This window comes from Nonomuraea sp. NPDC001684, from assembly GCF_053596515.1.
In genome coordinates this window covers 1-22507 of sequence record NZ_JBSFGJ010000065.1, presented here as the reverse complement: position 1 = coordinate 22507, position 22507 = coordinate 1, and the positions used below count along the sequence as shown (strand labels likewise).

Annotated in this window: 15 protein-coding genes; 8 read left to right on the top strand and 7 right to left on the bottom strand. The window is 71.2% G+C overall.

Going from position 1 to position 22507, the window contains the following annotated elements; genetic code table 11:
- Positions 1-16: 16 nt before the first annotated feature.
- The 4 genes from ACWCSD_RS15395 to ACWCSD_RS15380 all read right to left on the bottom strand — a co-directional run bounded on the left by ACWCSD_RS15395 (position 17) and on the right by ACWCSD_RS15380 (position 4478).
- On the bottom strand, positions 17-976 hold the full coding sequence (locus ACWCSD_RS15395) for a carbohydrate ABC transporter permease (RefSeq protein ID WP_358292594.1): 960 nt from the start codon (positions 974-976) through the stop codon (positions 17-19).
- Between the two features lie 2 nt (positions 977-978).
- The gene (locus tag ACWCSD_RS15390) at positions 979-1899 is read right to left on the bottom strand and encodes a carbohydrate ABC transporter permease (protein ID WP_352325894.1); all 921 of its coding nucleotides are present in this window, start codon (positions 1897-1899) and stop codon (positions 979-981) included.
- Between the two features lie 71 nt (positions 1900-1970).
- A complete protein-coding gene (locus ACWCSD_RS15385) occupies positions 1971-3344 on the bottom strand; it encodes an extracellular solute-binding protein (RefSeq protein WP_449915445.1) in 1374 nt (457 codons plus the stop codon).
- A gap of 141 nt (positions 3345-3485) precedes the next feature.
- Positions 3486-4478 carry a LacI family DNA-binding transcriptional regulator gene (locus ACWCSD_RS15380; RefSeq protein WP_449915442.1) on the bottom strand — a complete coding sequence of 331 codons (993 nt, stop codon included), beginning with the start codon at positions 4476-4478 and terminating at the stop codon, positions 3486-3488.
- 235 nt (positions 4479-4713) lie between these two features.
- Between ACWCSD_RS15380 and ACWCSD_RS15375 the strand changes: the two genes are divergently transcribed.
- The 5 genes from ACWCSD_RS15375 to ACWCSD_RS15355 all read left to right on the top strand — a co-directional run bounded on the left by ACWCSD_RS15375 (position 4714) and on the right by ACWCSD_RS15355 (position 14840).
- A complete protein-coding gene (locus ACWCSD_RS15375) occupies positions 4714-8283 on the top strand; it encodes a galactose-binding domain-containing protein (protein ID WP_449915440.1) in 3570 nt (1189 codons plus the stop codon).
- A gap of 166 nt (positions 8284-8449) precedes the next feature.
- The gene (locus ACWCSD_RS15370) at positions 8450-10030 is read left to right on the top strand and encodes a carbohydrate binding domain-containing protein (RefSeq protein ID WP_449915438.1); all 1581 of its coding nucleotides are present in this window, start codon (positions 8450-8452) and stop codon (positions 10028-10030) included.
- A gap of 205 nt (positions 10031-10235) precedes the next feature.
- Entirely contained in the window at positions 10236-11570 is a 1335-nt protein-coding gene (locus tag ACWCSD_RS15365; protein ID WP_397160303.1) for a xylan 1,4-beta-xylosidase, read from the top strand.
- A 127-nt stretch (positions 11571-11697) separates the two neighbouring features.
- Positions 11698-13287 carry a carboxylesterase/lipase family protein gene (locus tag ACWCSD_RS15360; protein WP_449915435.1) on the top strand — a complete coding sequence of 530 codons (1590 nt, stop codon included), beginning with the start codon at positions 11698-11700 and terminating at the stop codon, positions 13285-13287.
- Positions 13284-14840 (top strand): outer membrane protein assembly factor BamB family protein, encoded by a 1557-nt coding sequence (locus ACWCSD_RS15355; protein WP_449915432.1) that lies wholly within the window; start codon positions 13284-13286, stop codon positions 14838-14840. The genes ACWCSD_RS15360 and ACWCSD_RS15355 overlap by 4 nt, the downstream gene beginning before the upstream one ends.
- Here ACWCSD_RS15355 and ACWCSD_RS15350 read toward each other — a convergent pair.
- Together ACWCSD_RS15350 and ACWCSD_RS15345 are read right to left on the bottom strand one after the other, a co-directional pair.
- Positions 14827-15852: a LacI family DNA-binding transcriptional regulator gene (locus ACWCSD_RS15350; protein WP_449915429.1), complete on the bottom strand. Its 1026-nt coding sequence runs from the start codon at positions 15850-15852 to the stop codon at positions 14827-14829. The two genes, ACWCSD_RS15355 and ACWCSD_RS15350, sit on opposite strands and share 14 nt — an antisense overlap.
- Positions 15839-18250 carry a glycoside hydrolase family 3 N-terminal domain-containing protein gene (locus ACWCSD_RS15345; protein WP_449915427.1) on the bottom strand — a complete coding sequence of 804 codons (2412 nt, stop codon included), beginning with the start codon at positions 18248-18250 and terminating at the stop codon, positions 15839-15841. Before ACWCSD_RS15345 ends, ACWCSD_RS15350 begins: the two co-directional genes overlap by 14 nt.
- Positions 18251-18602: 352 nt before the next feature.
- Here ACWCSD_RS15345 and ACWCSD_RS15340 point away from each other — a divergent pair, with 352 nt between their 5' ends.
- From ACWCSD_RS15340 to ACWCSD_RS15330, 3 genes are read left to right on the top strand one after another with little or no spacing between them, the layout of a single operon-like run.
- The gene (locus tag ACWCSD_RS15340; RefSeq protein WP_397160312.1) at positions 18603-19955 is read left to right on the top strand and encodes an extracellular solute-binding protein; all 1353 of its coding nucleotides are present in this window, start codon (positions 18603-18605) and stop codon (positions 19953-19955) included.
- On the top strand, positions 19952-20875 hold the full coding sequence (locus ACWCSD_RS15335; RefSeq protein WP_449915423.1) for a carbohydrate ABC transporter permease: 924 nt from the start codon (positions 19952-19954) through the stop codon (positions 20873-20875). The genes ACWCSD_RS15340 and ACWCSD_RS15335 overlap by 4 nt, the downstream gene beginning before the upstream one ends.
- 1 nt (position 20876) lies before the next feature.
- Entirely contained in the window at positions 20877-21761 is an 885-nt protein-coding gene (locus ACWCSD_RS15330; RefSeq protein WP_397219053.1) for a carbohydrate ABC transporter permease, read from the top strand.
- On the opposite strand, the gene ACWCSD_RS15325 is transcribed toward ACWCSD_RS15330, so the two are convergent.
- A complete protein-coding gene (locus ACWCSD_RS15325) occupies positions 21722-22333 on the bottom strand; it encodes a lysophospholipid acyltransferase family protein (RefSeq protein WP_449915418.1) in 612 nt (203 codons plus the stop codon). The two genes, ACWCSD_RS15330 and ACWCSD_RS15325, sit on opposite strands and share 40 nt — an antisense overlap.
- Between the last annotated feature and the right edge of the window lie 174 nt (positions 22334-22507).

Below are 22507 nucleotides of genomic sequence, written 5' to 3'. Positions count from 1 at the left end.
CCATAGGTGGAGGCACTCAGCCCTTGAGGCTGCCGGCGGTGAGTCCCGCCATGATGTGCCGCTGGAAGATGAAGAAGACGATGACGGTCGGGATGCTGGCGATCACCAGGCCGCCCATGACCTGGTCCTGCGACACGGCTCCGGCGGTCTGGGCCAGGCCCACGCTGAGCGTCATCTTCTCGCTGTCGCTCATGACGAGCAGCGGCCAGATGAAGTCCTTGAACGAGGTGACGATCGTGAAGATCGACGTCACGCCGAGGATCGGGCGGGAGACCGGCAGCACCACCGACCACAGGATGCGGAACGGGCCGCCGCCGTCGATCTGGGCGGCTTCGAGCAGCTCGCGGGGGATGGAGTCGAAGAACCTCTTGAGCAGGAAGATGTTGAAGCCGTTGGCCGCGGCGGGCAGCCACAGGCCCCACGGGTTGTTCAGCAGGTCCCAGCCGAGGACCGGCACGTCGTGGATGGCGAGATAGGTGGGGATGAGCACGACCATCGGCGGGATCATCAGCGTGGCCAGCATGGCGCCGAGGATGACGTTGCCGAACGCCGGGCGCAGCTTCGACAGCGCGTACGCGGCGGCGACGTCGACCGACATGGTGATCAGCCAGCCGCCGCCGGCGTACAGGACGGTGTTCTTCAGCAGCGTGCCGATGTCGAACAGCTCCCACGACTCCAGGAACTTCCCGAAGTTCAGCTCCTTCGGGAAGAGCGTGGGCGGCACCTGGGCGAACTCCTCGGCCGACTTCAGCGCGCCGGTGATCATCCAGTACATCGGCAGGAGGAACACGACCGTGAACGTGACGACCGTCGCGACCAGGACCGTCCAGTAGACCCGCCGTCCCCACCGGCTGTTGAGCTGGTGCGGGGAGATGATCGTGCGGAACTGCACCTCGATGCGCCTGGGCGGCCGTCTCCTGGCCCGGCGCCCTGGCGAGGGCGGCGCGGCGGGGCGACGCAGGGTGGCGTTCGACATGGTCAGCCCTTCTCCTCGCGGGTCAGCCGGAGCTGCACGGCGGCGAAGGCGAGCAGCACGACCATGAGCATCATCCCCAGCGCGCCGCCCGCGCCGTAGTCGCTGTAGGTGAACGCCTGCTGGAACATCAGGAAGACGACGGTGGCGGTGGCGTTCTCCGGGCCGCCGCCGGTGAGCAGGTACGGCTCGATGAAGACCTGCATGGTCGCGACGATCTGCAACATCAGCATGAGCAGCAGGATCAGCCGGGTCTGGGGGATCGTGATGTGCCGGATCCGCTTCCAGACGCCGGCGCCGTCGAGCTCGGCGGCCTCGTAGAGGTCGGGCGGGATGTTCTGCAGCGCGGCGAGGTAGATCAGGGTCGCCGAGCCCATGTTCATCCAGGTCGAGACGAGCACCAGGCAGAGCAGCGCGGTGTCGGTCGAGTAGATCCAGTTGAGTCCGGGCAGCGAGAAGAAGCCGAGGATCTGGTTGAACAGGCCGACGTCGGGGTCGTAGAACCAGCGGAAGAGCAGCACCGCGACGGCCGGGGGCAGCATGACCGGCAGGTACACCACGAACCGCAGGTAGGCCCGGCAGTGGCGGAGCTCGTTGAGCAGGATCGCCACCGCGAACGGCAACCCGTAGCCGAGCACCAGCGCGAGGACGGTGAACATGAGCGTGTTCAGCCACGCGGGCCCGAAGGCGGGGTCGGCGAAGGCGGCCCTGAAGTTGTCCAGCCCGACCCACTCCGGCTCGTTGACCAGATCGGTCTTCTGGAAGCTGAGGATGAACTCCTGGACGATGGGATACCAGGAGAACAGGACGAAGCAGAACAGCGCCCCGACCATGAACCCGTAGGCCGTCAGGTTCCTTCGCAACGCCCGGCGCAACGGCGAGGGCGGCCTCGGCCGTCGCGCGGCTCCGGCGGTCGCAATGCTCATGGGGTGTCTCCGATCACCGACTCGACGTACCGGGGCGCCGGCGGGTGCGGCGCCCCGGTCTCACGTTCCGCTCAGCTCTTGCCGAGCATGGCGTTCGCCTTGGTCTCGGCGTCCGCGAGGAGCTGGTCGACATCGGCGTCCTCGCGGCTCAGCACGGCCGACATGGCGACGTCGAGGATGGCGTAGAGCTCCTGGGCGTGCGGCGGCTCCATCTTGGGCGGGATGGTGGCCGAGGCGTCCACGTACGGCTGGTAGTTCTCCACCGGCAGGGTGGCGTTGGCCTTGCGGGCGTCCTGGATGGCCTTGCCGGTGGGCGAGGCGCCGTAGACGTCGTTGTCGGGCACGCCGACCGGGTTGCCGAGCGACTTGCCGCGGGCGAAGTCGAAGCGGCCCTTGTCGACGGTGTTGAAGCGGAAGTTCACCCAGGCCAGGCCGGCCTTGGCCTGCTCGGGCGTGGCCTTGGGGTTGACGAAGAACGCCTCGCCGCCGCTCAGCGACGCCTTGGCCTCGGGGAAGCCGGTGATGCCGTAGTCGGTGGCGGCGCCCTTGAACTTGTTGACCACGTCGGTGACGACGTCGGGGGCGCCGAGCATCATGCCGACCTTGCCCGAGCCCATGGCCTGCATGAGGGGCTCCCAGGCGTTGAACAGCTTGGCGCCGGTGCTCTTGTCCACCCAGCGCAGGTCCTTGAGGAACTGCAGCACGGCCTTGCCCTCGGGCGAGTTGAACGCGGCGGTCTTGCCGTCGGCCGAGACCATGTCGCCGCCGCGGCCGTACAGGGCCTGGTTGAAGTGCCAGCCGCCGGTGTTGCCGCCGGAGTACTCGCCGTAGCCGATGACGCCGCCGCCGAGCGCGGCGATCTTCTTGGCCGCCTCGCGGACCTCGGCCCAGGTCTTGGGCGGGCTGTTGGGGTCGAGCCCGGCCTTGGTGAACAGCGCCCGGTTGTAGACCAGGCCGACGCTGTAGTGGACGTTGGGGACGCCGTAGACCTTGCCGTCCTTGGTGACCAGGTCGCGGACGTCCTGGCGCAGGTCGTTCCAGTTCTTGATCTCACCGGTGTACGGCGTGATGTCCAGGCCCTGTCCCTTGGCGATCACGTCGCCGTAGTTGGTGACCGGCACCACGAACACGGTCTCCATCTGGCCGCCGGCCAGCTTCGGGCCGAAGGTCTTGGGGTCGAAGCAGGGCTGCTGGTCGGTGCTCTTGACCGTCACGGCGGGGTTGGCCTTCATGAAGGCGGCCACGTCGTCGTCCCAGGCCTGCCGCTCCTTGGGGGCGGACTTCGCGGGCTGGCAGGCGACGGTGATGCTCACCTGCGCGGCGCCGGAGGCGCTGCCCTGCGCCTCGGGCTTGGTGTCGTCGCCACTGCCGCAGGCCACGGCGCTCATGCTCAGGCCTGCCGCCACGAGCAGCCCCACAGTCCTGCGATAGTCCGATCTCTTCATCGATCTGACCCTTCCGAAGCTTGACGAAGCCGGGGGACGGTGAGGCGCCCCGCTGTGCGCTCACAATGGCAGATCCCTCAGATGTCCGCAATGTTTCGACATGGGGTTGCAAGATAACGACTAGGTCACCGGAAGACGTTCTCAGGACGAGCCGCGAACCCGTCCCGTCGAGGCCCTGACCACCAGCTCCGGGTCGAAGAGCAGCTCGTCGGCGGGCACCACGTGCTTGTCGATCTGCGCGATGAGCAGGTCGACGGCGGCCCGGCCCATGGCGTCGATCGGCTGCCGCACGGTGGTCAGCGGCGGGTCGGTGCAGTTCATCAGGGCCGAGTCGTCGAACCCGACGACCGAGACGTCCGCCGGCACCGACAGGCCGGCCCGGCGCACGGCCCGCACCGCGCCGAGCGCGAGCATGTCACTGGCGCACACGATGCCGGTCACGCCCCGGGCGACCAGCCTGGCCGCCGCCGCGTGGCCGCCCTCCAGCGAGTACATGCTGTGCTCGACCAGCGCGGGATCGACCTGCCCCGCCACGGCGGCGAGCTTGCGCCGGGACGGCACGTGGTCGCGCGGCCCGAGCACCAGGCCCACCCGCTCGTGGCCGAGGCTGCACAGGTGGCCGAGCGCGATCTCGGCGGCCACCACGTCGTCGGCCGACACCTGCGGGAATCCCAGGTGCTCGACGGCGGCGTTGACCAGGACGGTCGGCAGCTTGCGCTCGTAGAGCAGCTCGTAGTGCTCGTGGGAGGCGTCGGCCTGGGCGTAGTGGCCGCCGGCGAAGACGACGCCGCTGACCTGCTGGGAGAGCAGCAGGCTGACGTAGTCGGCCTCGCTGACCCCGCCGACCGTGCGGGTGCACAGCACGGAGGTGAAGCCCTGCTGGGCCAGGGCGCCGCCGACGACCTCGGCGAAGGCCGGGAAGATCGGGTTCTGCAGCTCGGGCAGCACCAGGCCGACCAGCCGGGCGCGGTCGCCGCGGAGCCGGGTGGGGCGCTCGTACCCGAGCACGTCGAGGGCCGTGAGCACGGCCTCCCTGGTGGCCTCCGACACGCCGGGCTTGCCGTTGAGCACCCGGCTCACGGTCGCCTCGCTCATGCCGACCTTCTTGGCCACGTCTCCGAGTCGTCGGGTCATGCGCAAACTATACGGCCAATCCCGCAAAGACTTGCAACAGCTTGCGCCCATTCTTGCGGGCGATGGGCGGGATTTCCGCCGCTTCCGCAGGGGTCACGACCTGCTTCGTTCGCCGCGCCCGCGAAATCACGTCATAGTCGATTATTTGCGAAACGAAGTAGAAACATTGCGGATTTCTAGGAGTCAACTTAAGGTGCGGGCAACCCTCCCAGCCCGACGAGAGGTGACACCCCCCATGAGACGCAAGCCCTCCCTCTTACGACCGCTCGCGGCGGCCGTGGCCGTCGCCCTGGCCCTGATCGGCTGGACGGCCCCACCGGCCGCGGCCGCGGGCCCGAACCTGGCGGCCGGGAAACCGGTCACGGTGAGCAGCACCACCGACGTCTACGGCGGCGGCAACGCCACCGACGGCGACCAGGCCACCTACTGGGAGAGCGCCAACAACGCCTTCCCCCAGTGGATCCAGGTGGACCTCGGCTCGGCCGTCAGCGTGAACGAGGTGGTCCTGAAGCTGCCCTCCGCGTGGGAGTCCAGGACGCAGACGCTGACGGTGCAGGGCGGCACCGAAGGCTCGCCGCTCACGACGCTCTCGGCCTCGGCCGTGCGCACGTTCGCCCCGGCGGCGACGATCACCTTCACCGCGGCGACCGTCCGGTACGTCCGGGTGACCGTCACCGCCAACACCGGCTGGCCCGCCGCCCAGGTCTCGGAGTTCGAGGTGCGCGGCCCCGGCTCGGGCGACACCCAGGCCCCGTCCGCGCCCGGCGGCCTGGCCTTCACCGAGCCGGTCGCCGGGCAGATCAAGCTGACCTGGACCGCCGCCACCGACAACGTGGGCGTGACCGGCTACGACGTCTACGCCAACAACGCGCTGCGCGGCAGCGTCGCCGGGAACGTGCTGACCTACACCGATGCCCAGCCCGGCACGCTGACGGTCTCCTACCAGGTCAAGGCCAGGGACGCGGCGGGCAACCAGTCCCCGGCGAGCAACACCGTCACCCGCACCGGCAGCGGTGGCGGCGGCTCCAACCTGGCCGCCGGCAAGCCCGTCACCGCCTCCTCCTACGTGCACACCTACGTCGCCGCCAACGCCAACGACAACAGCGTGACGACGTACTGGGAGGGCGCGGGCGGCAGCTATCCGAACACGCTGACCGTGCAGCTCGGCGCGAACGCCGACGTCTCCTCGGTCGTGGTCAGGCTGGACCCGGCCGCCGTGTGGAGCACCCGCACCCAGACGTTCCAGGTGCTCGGCAGGGAGCAGGGCGCCTCGGGGTTCACGAACCTGGTCTCCTCGGCGGCCTACACGTTCGACCCGGGCTCGGGCAACACGGTCACGGTGCCGGTCGGCGCGCGGGTGGCCGACGTGCGGCTCTCGTTCACGGCCAACACCGGGGCCCCGGCGGGGCAGGTGGCCGAGCTGCAGGTCATGGGCGTGCCCGCGCCGAACCCCGACCTGACCGTGACCTCCCTGTCCTGGTCGCCGCAGGCGCCGGTGGAGACCGACGCGGTCACGCTGTCGGCCGTGGTCAGGAACGCCGGCAACGCGGCGTCGGCCGCGACCGACGTCGCCTTCTCCCTCGGCGCCGGCAAGGTCGCCACCGCGAACGTGGGCGCGCTGGCCGCGGGCGCCTCGGCGACCGTGACCGCGAACATCGGCGCCCGGGACGCCGGCAGCTACCCCGTCACCGCCAAGGCCGACGACGCCGGGACCGTCATCGAGCAGAACGAGTCCAACAACTCCCTCACCGGCCCGTCCCCGCTGGTCGTCAAGCCGGTGGACACCTCCGACCTGGTCGCCGCGCCGGTCTCCTGGACGCCGGGCAACCCGGCCGCCGGCAGCGCGGTCGCCTTCTCGGTCGCGATCAGGAACCAGGGCACGGTGGCCTCCGCCGCCGGCGCGCACGGCGTCACGCTGACCGTCGCGAACGAGGCGGGCACGGTGGTCAGGACTCTGACCGGCGCCCACAGCGGCTCGATCGCGGCCGGCGCCACCACCGCCCCCGTGTCCCTGGGCACCTGGACGGCCGCCAACGGCAGGTACACGGTGAAGACCGTCATCGCGAACGACGCCAACGAGCTGCCGGTCAAGCAGGCCAACAACACCAGCGTCCAGCAGCTCTTCGTCGGCCGCGGCGCGAACATGCCGTACGACACCTACGAGGCCGAGGACGGCGTGACCGGCGGCGGCGCGCAGGTCGTCGGCCCGAGCAGGGACGTCGGCACGGTGGCCGGCGAGGCGTCGGGCCGCCGCGCGGTGACGCTGAGCCAGAACGGCTCCTACGTCGAGTGGACCACCAAGGCCGACACCAACACCCTGGTCACCCGCTTCTCCATCCCGGACGCCCCGGGCGGCGGCGGCACGAGCTCGACCCTGAACGTCTACGTCAACGGCGCCTTCCACAAGGCCATCGACCTGACCTCGAAGTACGCCTGGCTGTACGGCGCGGAGGCGAGCCCCGGCAACTCCCCCGGCGCCGGCCCGGCCCGCCACATCTACGACGAGGCCAACGTCATGCTGAACGCCACGGTCCCCAAGGGCAGCAGGATCAGGCTGCAGAAGGACCCGGCCAACAGCACGACCTACGCCATCGACTTCGTCAGCCTGGAGCAGGTCTCGCCGGCCGCCAACCCCGACCCGGCGCACTACGCCGTGCCGGCCGGGTTCTCCCAGCAGGACGTGCAGAACGCGCTGGACAAGGCGCGCCAGGACGCCAACCTGACCGGCGTCTACCTGCCCGCGGGCACGTACCAGACGACGGGCAAGTTCCAGGTGTACGGCAAGGCCGTCAAGGTGGTCGGCGCGGGCCCCTGGTACACCAGGTTCGTCTCGCCCTCGGGCCAGGACGGCACCGACGTCGGCTGGCGCACCGAGGCGTCGTCGAACGGCTCGACGTTCGCCGGGTTCGCCCACTTCGGCAACTACACCTCGCGCATCGACGGCCCCGGCAAGATCTTCGACCTGTCGAAGATCTCGAACATCACGATCGACGACCTCTGGGTCGAGCACCAGATCTGCATGTTCTGGGGCACGAACGTCGACCACGTCACGATCAGGAACTCGCGCATCAGGAACACCTTCGCCGACGGCGCGAACTTCACCAACGGCAGCACGAACAACCTGATCACCAACGTCGAGACCCGGGCCACCGGCGACGACAGCTTCGCGCTGTTCGCGGCGATCGACAACGTCAACGCCGACCAGTCGGGCAACGTCTTCGAGAACATCACCTCGCTGCTGACCTGGCGGGCCGCGGGCGTCGCGGTGTACGGCGGCCAGAACAACGTCGTGCGCAACGCCTACATCGCCGACACCCTGGTCTACTCGGGCATCACGATCAGCTCGCTGGACTTCGGCATCCCGATGCGGGACTTCGGGCCGGGCCAGACGAAGTTCGAGAACATCTCGCTCGTCCGCGCCGGCGGGCACTTCTGGGGACAGCAGACGTTCCCGGCGATGTGGATCTTCTCCGCGTCCAAGAAGTTCACCGCGATCCGGGTCACCGACGTGGACATCGTGGACCCGACCTACAGCGGGATCATGTTCCAGACCGGCTACTCCAGCCCGAGCACGCCGCTGAACCCGGTCACCGACACCGTGTTCACGAACGTGTCGATCTCGGGGGCCCACCGCAGCGGCGACGCCTTCGACGCCAAGTCGGGCTTCGGCATCTGGGTCAACGAGCTGCCCGAGCCGGGGCAGGGCCCGGCGGTCGGCTCGGCGACGTTCGGCAATCTGCGGCTGAGCGACAACGCGACGAACATCCGCAACACGACGAGCACGTTCACCCTCGACGTGAACTGAGCCCGTCCCCGACGTGCCGTCCGGGTCCGCGGGGGCTCGGACGGCACGTCCGCGATATGACCCAAATGGTATGCAAGCTCCGTGGACAACTTTAAAGTTTCTTTACATAATCCGATGAACCCGCTGGTCGCGGGCCCGCGCTCGGGCGACGAAAGGGTTGTCCACCATGAAGCGAACGCGCCGTCTCCTCGTCGTGCTGCTGGCCTCCGTCCTGGCGGCACTGGGCGTCCTCGTCGTCCAGACCTCCGCCCAGGCGGCCAACCTCCTCACCAATCCGGACTTCGAGGCCGGATCCCTGTCGCCGTGGTCGTGCACCGGCGGGCTGGGGTCGGTGGTCTCCACCCCGGTCCACTCCGGCACCAAGGCGCTGGCCGCGGCGGCCAGCGGGTCCGACACCGCGCAGTGCACCCAGTCGGTGTCGGTGCGGCCGAGCACGACGTACACGCTGAGCGCGTGGGTGCGCGGCAGCTACGTCTACCTCGGCGTGACCGGCGGCTCCTCCTCCTGGACGTCGTCGGCGGGGGCGTACACGCAGCTCACCGTGTCGTTCACGACCACCGCGAGCCAGAGCAGCGCGGTCATCTTCCTGCACGGCTGGTACGGGCAGGGCACCTACTACGCCGACGACGTCAGCTTCGACGGCCCCGGCGGCACCGCCTCCCCCACGATCACGCCGACGGTCACCCCGACCGTGACGCCGACCGTCACGCCCACGGTGACCCCGACCGTGACCCCCACGGTGACCCCCACGGTCACGCCGACCGTGACCCCCACGGTGACGCCGACCGACACCACCTGCCCGACCAAGCCGCGGCCGGCCGGCAAGGTGATCCAGGGCTACTGGGAGAACTGGGACGGCGCGATCAACGGCGTGCACCCGCCGCTCGGCTGGATCCCGATCACCGACCCGCGCATCAAGGCGCACGGCTACAACGTGATCAACGCCGCGTTCCCCGTCATCCGCTCCGACGGCACCGTGCTGTGGGAGGACGGCATGGACGCCACCGTCAAGGTCGCCACCCCGGCCGAGATGTGCCAGGCCAAGGCCGCGGGCGCGACGATCCTCATGTCCATCGGCGGCGCGGCGGCCGGCATCGACCTCGGCTCCAGCGCCGTCGCCGACCGGTTCGTGGCGACCGTCGTGCCGATCCTGAAGAAGTACAACTTCGACGGCATCGACATCGACATCGAGACCGGCCTGACCGGCGGCGGCAGCATCACCCAGCTCTCCGCCTCGCAGTCGAACCTCATCCGGATCATCGACGGCGTGCTCGCCCAGATGCCGGCCGGGTTCGGCCTGACCATGGCGCCGGAGACGGCGTACGTGACGGGCGGCAGCGTGACGTACGGGTCGATCTGGGGCGCGTACCTGCCGATCATCAAGAAGTACGCCGACAACGGCCGCCTGTGGTGGCTGAACATGCAGTACTACAACGGCAGCATGTACGGCTGCTCCGGCGACTCCTACTCCGCCGGCACCGTGCAGGGCTTCACCGTGCAGACCACCTGCCTGAACAACGGCCTGACCATCCAGGGCACGACGATCACCGTGCCCTATGACAAGCAGGTGCCGGGCCTGCCCGCGCAGCCGGGCGCCGGTGGCGGGTACATGGCCCCCTCGCTGGTCTCGCAGGGCTGGAACGCCTTCAACGGCCAGCTCAAGGGCCTGATGACCTGGTCGATCAACTGGGACGGCTCGAAGGGCTGGACGTTCGGGGACAACGTCAAGGGCCTGCAGGGCCGCTAGGGACGGGACGCGGCGGCCTTCCGGCGCGCCAGGGGCGCCGGAAGCGCCGCCGTGTCCGCGAGATAACGCTTGGCTGTGAATCCGGCCCACTGGTTTGCCGCGTTTGCGGGGGCATGGAACGCTCTAGGCAAAAAGCGCCGAGGACCAGGTGGGGATTCAGGTGTCAACAGTAAGCGGGAGGGCGGCGGCGCGGCGTTCTGGCCGGTTGGCCACCTGCGTCATGGGGTTCGCCGCCATGGCGCTGCTCGCGGCCGGCTGCTCCCTCGGCGCCACCGCCGGCCAGGAGACCACCGGCGCCCAGCCGCCGCCGGCGTCCTCGCCCGCCGCCACCGCCGAGGCGCTGAAGCCGCCGCCCGTGGACGCCGACTGGCCGCGCTGGGGCCTGACCCACACCGGCGTCAGCGCCAACAACATCACCCCGCGCCTGGAGCAGGACGTCGCCCGCGCACTGTCCGAGACGCCGATGCTGCAGAACCAGCACATCATGGGCTTCGGGGCGCTCAACCCCGAGCCGCGGCGGGGCGAGTACTTCTGGGAGGACCTCGACAGCCGGACGAACTTCATGCGGGAGTCCGGCGGCACCGGCGTGATCACGCTGTGCTGCGCCCCCGACTGGATGAAGGGCGGCCCCGAGGGCCCGACCGAGGAGTCGGCCTGGAAGGAGCACCTGGAGGACGCGCCGTACCCGGAGCACTTCGACGACTTCGCCAAGCTGGCGGCGACCGTGGCCGAGCGCTACCGGGACGTCAAGTACTTCATGGTCTGGAACGAGTTCAAGGGCTTCTGGCGGGACCACAAGAAGCCCGCGGACTACAAGGGCTACACCGAGCTGTACAACAAGGTGTACGACGCGGTGAAGGCGGTCCGTCCGGACGCCAAGATCGGCGGGCCGTACCTGGGCTTCGACAGCGACAGCAAGGGCGACACCGAGCTGCGCGGCCCGTGGGGAGCGGTCAACCAGCACGCCCTCGACGCCTTCGAGTACTGGTTCAAGAACAAGAAGGGCGCCGACTTCGTCGTCGTGGACGGCGCCTCCCCCACCGAGACCCACGAGCTGCTGCCGGACGCGTTCGGCGCCCTGGGCAAGTTCGGCGCGATCACCAAGTGGCTGCGCGAGAAGACCGGCGACCTGCCGGTGTGGTGGTCGGAGTGGTACTTCGTGCCCGAGGACGGCACCGTCTGGGACGAGCCCATGCGGCTGGCCGTGCAGGCCGTCTCGATGATGGAGTTCGCCCGGAGCGGCGCGAGCACGGCCCTGTACTGGAACCCGCAGGCCAAGGACGGCGAGTGCCGGGCCTGCATGTGGGAGCCGCGCACGGGCGCGCTGATGCCCACCGGCAAGCTGGTGAGCGACTTCACCCGCTGGTTCCCGGCGGGCGCCGAGCTGGAGCCGGTCACCTCCTCCGACCCGCGGGTGCGGGTGCTGGCCCAGCCCCGGCAGCTCCTCGCGGTCAACACCACGGACAAGCAGGTCACCACGACGGTCGACGGCAAGGAGCTGACGCTCAAGCCGTACGAGATCAAGTGGAGCGACCGCTAGCCGGAGGCGGTGCGCGGTGATCACACGGGCGAGATGGCGGTCCGGTATGACGGCCGCCATTGATCCGGCTGACTCGCCTTGACACGATGCGCAAGATCCCGTGTCAATCCATCGAGGGAACTTGCGCATGTTGAAGCTCCGACCAGGGCTGAGCGCGCTCGTCGTGATCGCGTCGCTCAGCCTGACGACGCCGCCCTCGCAGGCGGCCCCGCGCGGCGCGCCCGCCTGCGAGCCCGGCACGACCGTCACCACCGACTCGGGCCAGGTGTGCGGGATCGCGGGCGAGGGCCTGCGCTCCTGGCTCGGCATCCCCTACGCCGCCCCGCCCGTCGGCGACCTGCGCTGGACGCCCGCGCGCCGGGCCGCGCCCTGGCCCGGCGTGTTCTCCGGCACCGGGCGGGGCAGCCCGTGCCCGCAGGCGGAGCTGCTCGGCTCCCCCTCCGAGGACGAGGACTGCCTCAAGCTCAACGTCGCCGCCCCCGAAGGGGCGCGGAACCTGCCCGTCATGGTGGAGTTCCACGGCGGCGGCTTCCGGTACGGCGCCCCCTCCGACGGCTCCTACCTGGCGAAGGCCGGCGACGTCGTGCACGTCGGCGTCGGCTACCGGCTGGGCGTCCTGGGCTTCCTGTCCCACCGGGCCTTCGGCCGGAACGCCGGCAACTACGCCCTGTCCGACCAGCAGGAGGCGCTGCGCTGGGTGCGGCGCAACATCGCCCGCTTCGGCGGCGACCCCGGCAACGTGACGATCTTCGGGGCCAGCGCCGGCGGGTCGAGCGTCTGCGCGCACACGGCGTCGCCGACCGCGAAGGGCCTGTTCGAGAAGGGGATCGTGCAGAGCGGCGAGTACAACTCGCTGCGCGGCGTGAACACCTTGTGGCAGCCGCAGGACTGCAAGGCCGAGCTGCCCACGCAGGCCGAGGCGCAGGCCCAGGGCGGCCGGTTCGCCGCCGCGCTGGGCTGCGAGCAGGCCGCCGACCCGGCCGCGTGCCTGCGGGCCAAGCCGGTCAAGGCGCTGCTCGACCAGTCCGGCGACGGGCTCGGCCCCGACCGCGGGACGATCGCCCCCATCGTGGACGGCCGCATCCTGACCATGTCGCCGTCCCGGGCGTTCGCCAGGGGCAAGGTCAACAAGGTCGCCCTCATGCACGGCGTGGGCCGCGACGAGGTCCAGCTCCCCGCCGCGAACACCCCGGCCGAGTACGAGACTTTGGTCCGCCGGCAGTACGGCCCCCTCGCCCCCGAGGTGCTCGCCCGCTACCCGCTGGCCAGGTTCCCCGCGCCGGCGGCGTTCATCGCGTACCGGACGATCGTGGCCGACAGCAACTCGGTCTGCCCGGCGCTGCTCAACGACGAACGGCTGGCCGCGCACCTCCCGGTGTACGCCTTCCAGGTGGACAACGCCGACGCGCCACCGCTGTTCTTCCTCGACCGGACCAAGCCGAACGGCGCCTTCCACATCAGCGAGGTGCCCTTCCTCTACTCCGACGTCAAGGACCTGGACGCCAACCAGCGCTCCTTCGGCGCCCAGCTCGTCGCCCAGTGGACGGGCTTCGCCCGTGCCGGCGACCCGAGCGCGGAGGGGACCCCGCTGTGGCCCCGGTACACCCGCACCGACCCCGCCGTCATGTCCCTGGCCCCGGCCGGTGACAGCCAGGTGACGCGGGAGATCGCCAGGCAGCACCAGTGCGCGTTCTGGAACAAGGAGGCGACCTCATGATCCGGCTGCTGACCGCGCTCTGCCTCGCGCTGCTGCAGGGCCCCGCGCCCGCGCAGGCGGCGACCGGCGGCGACTGGCCCATGTGGCAGCAGGGCCCGCTGGGCTGGCGGCACAACGCGGCCGAACGCGCGATCAACCCGCGCACGGTCGGCGGCCTGGCGCTGAAGTGGGCCTTCGCCTATCCCAAGGAGGCCGGCACGCCGCGCAGCCAGCCCGCCGTCGTGGGCGACACCGTGTACTTCGGCTCCCCCGAAGGCAAGCTGTACGCCAGGGACGCCGCCACCGGCGCCGCCCGCTGGGAGTTCGACCTGGCCACCGTCGGCACCGGCCGCACCCAGGTGCAGGACGGCCCGGCCGTGGCCAGGGGCAAGGTGTACTTCGGCGACGTGCGCGGCTGGTTCTACGCCGTCGACCAGCGCACCGGCCGGCTGGCCTGGGCCCGCCGGCTCGACGACACCGTCACGGCGATCGTGACCAGCTCGCCCCTGGTCTTCGGCGACCGCGTCTACGTCGGCGTCTCCAGCGGCGAGAACATCCTCGGCAAGGAGCACGCCTGCTGCACCTTCCGCGGCCACCTCGACGCCATGGACGCCGACACCGGCCGCCCGGTCTGGCGCTTCGACACCGTCCCGAAGGCCCGCCAGGACGGCACCTGGCCCAACGGCGTCCCCCGGTACGCCCCCTCGGGCGGCGGCGTGTGGAGCTCCCCCGCCCTCGACCCGGTCACCCGCACCCTCTACGTCGGCACCGGCCAGAACTACACCGGCAGCGCCGGCCACTACGACTCGGTGCTGGCGCTGGACATCGACACCGGCCGCCCGCGCTGGACCCGGCGGATGACCGACGTGGACACCTGGCGGCTGGAGTGCTCGCTGCCCACCCCCGAGGACCGCGAGTACTGCCCCAACCTCCCCGACGGCACCGCGCTCGATTTCGACCTCGGGGCCGCGCCCAACCTGTTCCGGGCGGGCGGGCGGCCGTTGGTCGGCATCGGGCAGAAGGCGGGCGTGTACCACGTGCTCGACGCCCGGACCGGGAAGATCGTCTGGCAGCGGCAGCTGTCCAAGCCGATGCCCGGCGGCGGCCTGTCCGGCGTCCAGTGGGGCACCTCCTTCGACGGGCAGCGCCTGTACGTGGCCACGTACATGGCCCAGCCCGGCACCCTGTTCGCCCTCGACCCGGCCACCGGGCACCTGCTGTGGGAGACGCCCAACCCGGCCGACGGCTGCGCCACCGGCGGCGCGGCCCAGTACCCGAACGTCTGCCGCCTCGGCCACACCCCGGCCGTCTCCAGCACGCCCGGCCTGGTCTGGGAGGGCAGCATGGACGGCAAGATGCGGGCCTACTCGGCGCGCACCGGCGAGGTCGTGTGGGCCTACGACACCATGCAGGAGGTGCCAGGGGTCAACGGCCTGACCGGGCGCGGCGGGGCCGTCTCGGGCGGCGGCGGGGCCGTGGTGTCGCACGGCATGCTGTTCGTCCAGTCCGGGTACTCCTTCACGCCGTACCCGAACCCGTACGGGTCGGTGTTCCTGGCCTTCAGCCTTCCGTAGGCGCCGCCGGGGCGGTCGAGCCGCGCACCACCAGCTCGGTCGCCAGCTCGACGTGGTGGGAGTCGATGCGCTCGCCGGCCGCCAGCCGCAGCGCGGTGCGCAGGGCCGCCCGGCCCATCTCGCGCAGCGGCTGGCGCACGGTGGTGAGCTGCGGCGAGGCCATCCGGGCGATCTGGGTGTCGTCGAAGCCGACGATGCTCAGGTCCTCCGGGATGCGCAGGCCGCGCGACCTGGCGGCCTCCATGACCCCGAGCGCGATCTCGTCGCAGCCGGCGAAGATCGCGGTCGGGGGCTCCGGCAGGTCGAGCACGCTCGCGCCGTTGACCAGGCCGTCCTGGTAGTGGAAGTGGGCGGTGCGCACGTAGCCGGGCGGCTCGGGCGCGCCGGCCGCCTCCAGCGCCGCGCGGTAGCCGTGCAGGCGGGCCTGGTTGCAGGCCGAGGTCGGCGGGCCGCCGATGTAGGCGATGCGGCGGTGGCCCAGCGACAGCAGGTGCTGGGTGGCGGTCAGGCCGCCGGCGAAGTTCGTCGAGCCGACGCTGGTCACGCTCGTGGTCGGCAGGTTGAGCGGGTCGATCACGACCAGCGGCAGCCGGGCCCGCGTCAGCGCCCCGAGCTGCGCGCCGGTCAGCTCGCTGGTCACCACGATGAGCGCCCGCCGCCCGGCGGCGACCAGGTCGCGCGCCCAGCCGCCGGTGCGCTGCTGGCTCTTCCTGATGCTGACGACGACCGACGTCTCCAGCTCGTCGCCGGCCTCGATCGCGCCGTGGATGATCTCGGTGGAGTAGGCGTTGAGGTCGTCGTCGAACTGCACCTCGACCGTGGCGGGGCCGCCCGCCTCGCCGCGGCGCGGCGTGGCGGGCACGTAGTCGTGCTGCTGGAGCAGCGACTGCACCAGCGAACGGGTCGCCGGGGCCACGTCGCTGCGGCCGTTGAGCACCTTGGAGACGGTGGCGACGGACACGCCGGCCGAGGCCGCGACGGTGGCCAGCGTGGCGCGCCTAGGAGCCGGCATCTGTTCCTCCTCGGATCTCCACGGGTGTGACCAGCCGCCTGCCCGCGCCGGCGGGCCGCGCCGGCCCGGTCAGCCGGACCACGCCGCGGCACGGCAGGTCGGCGGCGGACGTGCCGACGAGCACCTCGACGTCTCCCGGCTCCACGACGCGCCGCAGGTCGCGCCCGGTGAAGGCGGTCCTGTCGGTGTGGACGAGGAAGGAGACCCGCCTGCTCTCGCCCGGTTCGAGGCGCACCCTGGCGAAGCCGGTGAGCTGCTTCACCGGCCTGGTGACCTGGGCGAGGACGTCGTGCAGGTAGAGCTGCACGACCTCGTCGCCCGCCCGGCCGCCGGTGTTGGCGACGCGGACCGAGACGGTGAACTCGCCGTCGGTCGGGACCTCGGCCGCGCTGATCCGCAGGTCGCCGACCTCGAAGGAGGTGTAGGAGCGGCCGTGCCCGAAGGGGAACAGCGGGGTGGGATCGAGGTTGCTGATGCCCTTGCTGTCGGCTCCGAGCGGGGGCTGCAGGTAGGTGCCCGGCTGCCCGCCAGGATGGCGGGGTATCTGCACGGGAAGCTTGCCTCCAGGCTGGACACGACCGCTCAGTATACCGGCGATCGCCCCGCCGCCCTCCTCTCCCGGCATGAACGCCTGGACCAGCCCGGCGGCTCCGGCGTGCGCCTCGCCCAGCGCGTACGGGCGGCCGGAGACGACCACCACGACGACCGGCGTGCCCGTCGCGAACAGCTCGGCCAGCAGGTCGGCCTGGAGGCCGGGCAGCCGCAGGTCCTCGGCGTCGCAGCCCTCGCCCGACGTGCCCTGGCCGAACAGCCCGGCCAGGTCGCCCACGACCGCGACGCACAGGTCGGCCGCGCGGGCGGCGGCGGCCGCCGCGGCGAACCCGGACCGGTCGCCGCCCTGGACCGCGCAGCCCGGCTCGTGCACGATCTCGGCGGCGGGCAGCTCGGCGCGCAGCGCGTCCAGCACGGTCGGGGCCTCGACGCCGAGCCCGAGCCCGGGGTAGCGGGGCAGCACGTGGTTGGGGAAGGCGTAGCAGCCCATGAACGTGCGCGGGTCGTCGGCGCACGGGCCGACGACGGCGATCCGGCCGAGGCCCGCGCGCAGCGGCAGCGCCGTCCCGGGGTCGAGCAGCACGATCGAGCGTTCGGCGAGCTCGCGGGCGAGGGCGCGGTTGGCGGGCGAGTCCAGCTCGACGTCCGGCGCGCCGGCGACCGAGCCCTCCGGCGTCCAGCCGGGGTCGAGCAGGCCGAGCTGCACCTTCTGGGTGAGCAGCCGGCGCGCGGCGCGGTCGATCAGCGACTCGGGCAGCTCGCCCCGGCGCACCCGCTCGACCAGGTGGGCGCCGAAGCCGAGGGTGTCGGGCAGCTCGACGTCCACGCCGGCGGCCAGCGCCTGCGCGCCCGCGTCCGCCGGGTCGGCGGCCACCTGGTGCATGGTCGCCAGGAACGGGACCGCCCAGTAGTCGGACACGACGGTGCCGGTGAACCCCCACTCCTCGCGCAGCAGCTCGGTCAGCAGCCAGGAGTCGACGGCGGCGGGCACGCCGTCGACGTCGGAGTAGGAGTTCATCACCGAACGGGCGCCGCCCAGGGTGATCGCCGCCTCGAACGGCGGCAGGATCATGTCCATCAGCTCGCGGCGGCCCATCGGGACCGGGCCGTGGTTGCGGGCGGCCCGCGAGGCCGAGTACCCGGCGAAGTGCTTGAGCGTGGCGATCACGCCGGCGCTCTCCAGGCCGCGCACGTACGCCGCGCCGAGCATCGAGACGAGGTACGGGTCCTCGCCCATCGTCTCCTCGACCCGGCCCCACCGGTAGTCGCGGACCACGTCGAGCACCGGGGACAGGCCCTGGTGGGCGCCCACGGCACGCATGTCCCGGCCGATGGCCGCGGCCATGCGCTCGACCAGGCCGGGGTCGAAGGTGGCGGCCCAGGCGATGGCCGCCGGGTAGACGGTGGCGCCGTAGGTGGTGAAACCGGTCAGGCATTCCTCGTGCACGAGGGCGGGGATGCCTAGCCTGGACAGCCCGACGACCTCGCGTTGCAGCCGCACCACCTCGGCGGCGCCCTCGGCCACCGTCACCGGGACGCTGCCGAACACGCGGGTCAGGTGGCCGAGCCCGTGCCGGGCGGCCTCGCCCAGGGGCACGGTGCCGGAGGCGGCGAAAACGTCCTGCATGGGGGCCACGTTGTGGGTGCCCGTGCCGTCCGGGTCGGGGGCGGGGGCCGCCTCCTCGTGCGCCATGTCGTTGCCCACCCACCGGCTGCCGAGCTGGGCGACCTTCTCCTCCAGCGTCAACTCCTGAAGGAGGGCCTCGACGCGCTCGGCCACGGGAAGCGCCGGGTCCAGCCACGGACCGAGGACCCGATCTGCCGGGGTCCGATCTAGAGCCGTCATGAACTGCACTCCTTCAAGAGTTCTGCCGCAAAGTTTCGAAACATTTCGGAGCTGGGCCCGCCACCTGCACAATGCCGCAACTGGGGCAGAATAGCCAGCTAGATGCCCGCGCGAGATTACTACACCGGCCCGGCCGCCGCCCAGCTCCGTTTCCGCGACAGAGGTCTTGACAGGGAAATGGTCGAAATCTAGATTGACGTGCCGCGCGGTCATGTCGCAAATGTTTCGACTAGTTCACTCAACGGCGAGCGAACGAGCGGCATTGGGGGGTTGCCGATCCGACCGCCGGCCAACGCGTCCCAAGGACAACCGAGCCGCGGCCAGGCCACGGCATTCGAGTACGGAGATCAGCGTGGAGACCAGGACAACCTCTCGCCGCACCTTCCTCAGCCTCTCGATGGGGCTGCCCCTGGGAGCCGCGCTCGCCGCCTGCGGCACGTCGGGCCCCACCCGCGCCGGTGGCGGCGGACCGACCGGCGGTGGCGGCGGCGGCGCCAAGGCCACCTACTGGTACCTGTCGGTCGAGCCGCAGGAAGGCGTGCGCCGCCGGGCGATCGAGCGCTTCAACAAGGCCAACCCCAACACCCAGATCGAGGGCACGGCGTTCCAGAACGACGCCTACAAGACCAAGATCAAGACGGCCATCGGCGCCGGCCAGGCCCCCACGCTGATCTGGGGCTGGGGCGGCGGCACGCTGCGCAGCTACGTGCAGGCCGGCCAGGTGGAAGACCTCACGTCCTGGTTCTCCGAGAACGCCGCCGTCAAGGACCGGCTGTTCCCCTCCTCCTTCGGCGCGGCCACCGTGGACGGCAAGATCTACGCGATGCCGTGCGAGACCGTGCAGCCGATCGTCCTGTACTACAACAAGGAGGTGCTGGAGAAGGTCGGCGTGCAGCCGCCGACGACCTGGGGCGAGATCATGGACATCGTGCCCAAGATCAACGCCAAGGGCATCGCGCCGTTCTCGCTCGGCGGCCAGTCGCGCTGGACCAACATGATGTGGCTGGAGTTCCTGTTCGACCGGATCGGCGGCCCCGAGGTGTTCCAGGCGGTGTTCGAGGGCCAGAAGGACGCCTGGTCCCACCCCGCCGCCCTCGACGCCCTGACCAAGATGCAGGACCTGATCAAGGCGAACGGCTTCATCAAGGGCTTCTCCTCCATCACCGCCGACTCCAACGCCGACCAGGCGCTGCTCTACACCGGCAAGGCCGCGATGATGCTGCACGGCGGCTGGACGTACGGCGGCATGAAGAACGACGGCGGCGACTTCGTCCCCGGCGGCCACCTCGGCTACATGAACTTCCCGCCCGTGGACGGCGGCAAGGGCGACCCGAGCAACACCGTCGGCAACCCCGGCCAGTACCTGTCGATCTCCGCCAAGGCCACCCCCGAGCAGAAGGAGATCGCCAAGAAGTTCTTCACCAGCGGCGTGCTCGACCAGACCGAGGTCAAGGAGTGGGCGGACACGGGGGCCGTGCCGATCGTCAAGGGCGCCGACGCGGCCTTCGCCTCCTCCCCCGACGCCGAGTTCCTGAAGTTCGTCTACGGCATCGCCAGCAACGCCAAGACCTTCGCCCAGTCGTGGGACCAGGCGCTCAGCCCGACCGCCGCCGAGGTGCTGCTGGACAACATCGCCAAGCTGTTCCAGCTGTCCATCTCGCCGCAGCAGTTCCAGACGAACATGAACGCGGTCATCGGCAAGTGAGCGTGATCCCGATCCCCGCCGGGCGGCGGGCGCCGGCGGCGGCCGGGCGAGGGGGCCGCAGCGCCCTCGCCTGGCTGGCCGTCCCGGCGTTGCTGCTCTTCGTCGCCTTCGGCGTGATCCCGCTGATCGGGGTCCTCGTCCTCAGCTTCACCTCCTGGGACGGGCTGGGCGACATCGGCTTCGCCGGCCTGTCGAGCTGGCAGGCCGTGCTCGCCGACCCCGGGCTGCCGCACGCACTGTGGGTGACGTTCCTGGTGATGGCCGCGTCCTGGGCGGTGCAGACGCCGGCCAGCATCCTGCTCGGGGTGTTCCTGGCCGGTCGGCAGCGCTACCGGGCCGTGCTGTCGGTGTTCTACTTCATCCCGCTGCTGCTCAGCTCGGCCGCCATCGCCATCACCTACAAGGCGCTGCTCGACCCGAACTTCGGGCTCGGCGCCGGGCTCGGCCTCGACCTGCTGGCCCAGGACTGGCTGGGCGAGCCCGTCCTCGCCTTCAGCGTGGTGATCTTCGTGGTGTCGTGGCAGTTCATCCCGTTCCACTCGCTGATCTACCAGGGCGGCGTGCGGCAGATCCCGCGCTCGATGTACGAGGCCGCCCAGCTCGACGGCGCGGGCCGGGTGCGCACGTTCTTCAGCATCACGCTGCCGCAGCTCAAGTACACGATCATCACGTCCTCGACGCTGATGGTGGTCGGGTCGCTGACGTTCTTCGACCTGATCTTCGTGCTGACCGCGGGCGGGCCCGGCGACGCCACCCGGGTGCTCGCCCTGGACATGTACAAGCGGGGGTTCCAGGCCAACCTGATGGGCCCGGCCAGCGCGATCGCGGTCATCCTCGTCCTCGTGGGCCTGGCGCTGGCGCTGCTGCTGCGCCGCCTGGGCGGCCGCGACGCCTCGGCGAGCCAGCTGGAAGGGGCCTGACATGGCGACGACGCTGACCAAGCCGGCGCGGCGGGCCGCCGGGGCGTCCCGGCGGGCGGGCGGCCCGGCCGCCGCCCGCCGCAACTGGGTGGCCGGGGTCGCCGGGTGGATCTGGCTGGCGATCGTGGTGGTGCCGATCTACTGGATCGTCATCACCAGCTTCAAGGAGCAGAGCTCCTACTACGCCTCCAACCCGCTCGCGCCGCCGGCGGAGCCGACGCTGGGGGCCTACCGGCTGGTGCTGGAGTCGGACTTCGCCCTGTACTTCTTGAACAGCCTCCTCGTCACCCTCGGCGCGGTGATCCCGGCCGTCGGGGTGTCGTTCATGGCGGCGTACGCGATCGTGCGCGGCGGCGGGCGGTTCCTGCGCGGGGTGAACTCGCTGTTCCTGATGGGACTGGCGATCCCGCTCCAGGCCACGATCATCCCGATCTACCTGATCATCATCCGGCTGCACCTGTACGACTCGCTGCTGGGCATGATCCTGCCCTCCATCGCGTTCGCGATCCCGCTGTCGGTGCTGGTGCTGTCCAACTTCATCAGGGACGTGCCCAAGGAGCTGTTCGAGTCGATGCGGCTGGACGGCGCCACCGACTGGGGCATGCTCTGGCGGCTGACCTTCCCGCTGACCCGTCCGGCCGTGGTGACGGTGACGATCTACAACGCGCTGACGATCTGGAACGGCTTCCTGCTGCCGCTGATCCTGACCCAGAGCCCGGACAAGCGCACGCTGCCGCTGGCGTTGTGGACGTTCCAGGGCCAGTACAGCGTGAACGTGCCCGCCGTGCTCGCCTCGGTCGTCCTGACCACGCTGCCCATCCTGATCCTCTACGTGGTGGGCCGCCGTCAGCTGCTCAGCGGGCTGACCGCGGGCTTCGGCAAGTGAGCGGCGGTCCTCCCCCGCGTGGGAGGACCGTCCATCGCGGCGCGTACCAGGGCCTCGGCGTCCCTGGCCAGGGCGGCCCGCGCCCGCCGGCGGCCGGCCGGCGGCGCGGCGCGCAGGGGGGCCAGCAGGCGCACCTCGACGGCCAGCCGCTGGGTCGCGGTCACCCGGAGCACCGAGGCGAGCAGCGAGTCCTCGCCCACGTAGCAGGCGCGGGTCGAGGGCCGGCCGTCCTCGCGGTAGCGCAGCGTGGCGGGCCGTACGGCGGCGCCCGCGTCGATCGCCGCCTGGAACACCGCCGGCCGGAAGTCGCCCATGCCGAGCCCGCACCACGTGGTGCCCTCGGGGAAGGCCACGACGGTGTCGCCCGCCCGCAGCGCCCTGGCCACGGCGGCGACCGCCGACGGCAGCGCGGACAGGCGTTCCCTGTCGATGAACAGCGCGCCCGAGCCCGCGGCCAGCGTCCGGACGACCGGCCAGGCGGCGATCTCCCGCTTGGCCAGCGGGCGCGCGGGCACCGCGGCCGCGACGACCAGCGGGTCCAGCCACGACACGTGATTCGCCACGACCAGCACCCCGGCCTCCCCACCTCCCCCCGAACCCGCGGCCCCGGCCCCGACCCCGCACTCGACCCCGGCCCCGGCCCCGGCCCCGGCCCGCGCCTACCACCGCAACGTCGACGTCCTCAACGCCCGCAACTCCCACCTGCTGCGCACGGCGTACAAGGCCAGGGCCGACGAGGTGCGCGA